Source organism: Lutibacter sp., assembly GCF_040883305.1.
In the GTDB taxonomy this organism is placed as follows: domain Bacteria; phylum Bacteroidota; class Bacteroidia; order Flavobacteriales; family Flavobacteriaceae; genus Lutibacter.
On the sequence record NZ_JBFLKT010000093.1, the window covers coordinates 1 to 2,521 of the forward strand.

Genomic DNA, 2,521 nt, shown 5'->3' on the forward strand with positions numbered 1-2,521 from the left:
TAATGGCGTAATTTCAGAACCAACTCATATTTATGACGCTTCAAAAGGTTCATATTTAAAAGCCTTAAAATCCATAAAAAATCATTGGAAAATTATTTACAAAATTGGGGTTAAAAACAAACAACTTAACAAAGGTGAGTTCACCAATTTAAAATACTTAATATCCGTTTATTTTAAATATAAAAAATATCTAAGAACTGTTAATAAGTTAGTGGCTAATTAGTAGTTTTTGTTCTTGGAGTAGTAGGATTAAATCCAAAATCGTTATCTGGAAATTCGATTCCTAATTGAGAAATTACATATCCAACACTTGCAAAATGATGAATCGCATGGCTATGTGCTTGAATTAAAATGCCACCCAAGGTATAATTTGCTGTAATAATACCCAATCCTAAATCGTCTGTTACTTTAACAATTTGGTCAAAATCCGATTCTTTTAATAATATAAGTTTTTCGGTTATTTCATTAAAATAAGAAATTCCATTTTTTGTAAAATTCTCAGCTAAATTATTTCGTTTTCTATTAATTAAATTAATTTCTTTTTTGGGTAAACCTTCAAAAATACAATCGAAAACATCTAAAATATGGCGTACATGAGTTCCAATACTAGAATAATATGGTGCTATTGAAGTATTTCGGTAATCTTCGTCAGAAATACTTTGTAAAAGTTGAACGCCTCTTTCTAAGTTTTTCTCAATAGCTTTAATCATTATTCAATATAGTATTTGTATTCTGTAAATATAAAAAATAAAACTATTGTAATATCTTTATCAATGTGAAAATTCCTAAAAGTAAAAAAAGTAAACTCAAAAGTAAATTTATGTTTTTTGCTATAAAACTTACTTTTTTAATAATAATATTTGCAAACAAAATATAAGTATAAAATATTAAGAACGAACCAATACCAGCACCAAACACAAATAGCAAAATATATGGTTGCTCAATAATTAATTTATTAATAGAAGTTAAATAAATACTTAAGCCTAAATAAAAGGGAATTGCTAACATATTTATTGCGGACATCCCTACTCCTTTTAAAAAAAAGTTTCCATTTGCACTAGTTGTTTTAGGGTTTAATTGCTTTCGGGAAAGAACATAGAAAAAAATTGAGAGTATAAAAAATACAAAAACTGCAATTTTTTTTAAAGTTTGAATAATTGTTGGATTTTTCAAAAAATAATCAGCAAAATATAAAGCTATTCCTGCCTGAATAAATACAACAATAGAAGCTCCAATAGCAAATTTTACACTTTCAAACTTACCTGTATTAATTCTAATTTTTAAAGCAGTCATATTTAACATACCAGGAGAGATTAATCCAAAATATGCCATAAAGACTCCGTATAAAATGTGGTAAAAATATTCCATAAAAAGTTATTAAAACTTACTAAAAAGCGAATATATTAATTTAAAATGAGTTTGTATTGTAATAAAAATTACATTGATTCGAGTAATTGTATGTCTTATCTAATCTCAGGCAGATATCCACACAATATTTGTTAAGATTTAAAATGATTTTAGGGTAATAAAGAATACATATTATGGATTCCTGTTTTCGCAGGAATAACAGTTGGAAGTTTTTTATAGAAATGATACTTGATTTTTAACCATCAACTTTGCTATTTTCAAAAGCATTTATTTTTTAAAAATACTTTGAAAAAAGCTTATTTAAATCTTCAGAAATATGCAACCTTTTAATTAAAATTAAATAAACAGAGGTTATTAATACACCTTTTATAAGTATACTAAGGATTGGATTCAAACTAAAATTCCAAAAATTAATTACAAAATAAATTGACATAATAACTACTAAAACTTTTATAGTATTTCTGCTGAATGGTTGAATATTTAACTTGGATCTTATGAAAAATATTTTAATAACACCATATATTAAAACTACAATTAACGTAGCTAAAGCGGCCCCATTAATTCCGATTAAACCAATTAACCATCTGTTTAAAATAATAACGCTTAACGCCATAGTTAATGACAAATAAAAAAATATTTTATAGTATTTAGAATTTACCAAAATAGCATTTCCTGTTCCTAGGGCTAAATCCATTATTTTGGCAATAGAAATAATTAAAACGATCAAAATTCCTTTGGTGTATTGTGGCCTATTTATTATTTCATAAAGTTCCGTGATATTTAAATTTATCAGTAAAAATAACAATCCACCAACTACCAGTAAATTTATAGAACTTTGTTTATATAGCTTCTCCACTTCTACTATATTATTGGAATTCATCTCTTTAGCAGTAATTGGATTTGTAATTTGCTGCATGGCTCGTGTTGGAATTGCAACTACACTTGCAATATAAATTCCGACAGAATAATAGGCAACTTCAGCTATTTTTTCCATCTGAGGAATCATAAATTTATCAATTTCTAATAAAATTCCAGATGCAGAACCAGCAATAATAATATATATAGAAAATGAGAGTATTTCTTTAATATTGGCTGGTAATTTAAAAACTAACTTTGGCATGTAAATGTACATAGCATAGAATTTCATAATCAA

The 2,521-nt window shown here is 25.6% G+C and carries 3 protein-coding genes and 1 pseudogene; 1 reads left to right on the forward strand and 3 read right to left on the reverse strand.

What is annotated here, in order from left to right; all coding sequences use genetic code 11:
* Window positions 1–223, forward strand: a pseudogene (locus AB1Z17_RS02865) (hypothetical protein); the annotation flags it as partial.
* Here AB1Z17_RS02865 and AB1Z17_RS02870 read toward each other — a convergent pair.
* The 3 genes from AB1Z17_RS02870 to AB1Z17_RS02880 form a co-directional block, all read right to left on the reverse strand.
* Entirely contained in the window at window positions 216–710 is a 495-nt protein-coding gene (locus AB1Z17_RS02870; RefSeq protein ID WP_368050283.1) for a DinB family protein, read from the reverse strand. The pseudogene AB1Z17_RS02865 and the gene AB1Z17_RS02870 sit on opposite strands and share 8 nt — an antisense overlap.
* A 43-nt stretch (window positions 711–753) precedes the next feature.
* Window positions 754–1,368 carry a hypothetical protein gene (locus tag AB1Z17_RS02875; RefSeq protein WP_368050284.1) on the reverse strand — a complete coding sequence of 205 codons (615 nt, stop codon included), beginning with the start codon at window positions 1,366–1,368 and terminating at the stop codon, window positions 754–756.
* 274 nt (window positions 1,369–1,642) lie between these two features.
* A partial coding sequence (locus AB1Z17_RS02880) for a polysaccharide biosynthesis C-terminal domain-containing protein (protein WP_368050285.1) occupies window positions 1,643–2,521 on the reverse strand: 879 nt, incomplete at its 5' end.

What these genes read in the sequence shown, in the direction of transcription:
- AB1Z17_RS02870 (WP_368050283.1), bottom strand. Translation starts at nt 710, where the DNA reads ATGATTAAAGCTATTGAGAAAAACTTAGAAAGAGGCGTTCAACTTTTA.
- AB1Z17_RS02875 (WP_368050284.1), bottom strand. Translation starts at nt 1,368, where the DNA reads ATGGAATATTTTTACCACATTTTATACGGAGTCTTTATGGCATATTTT.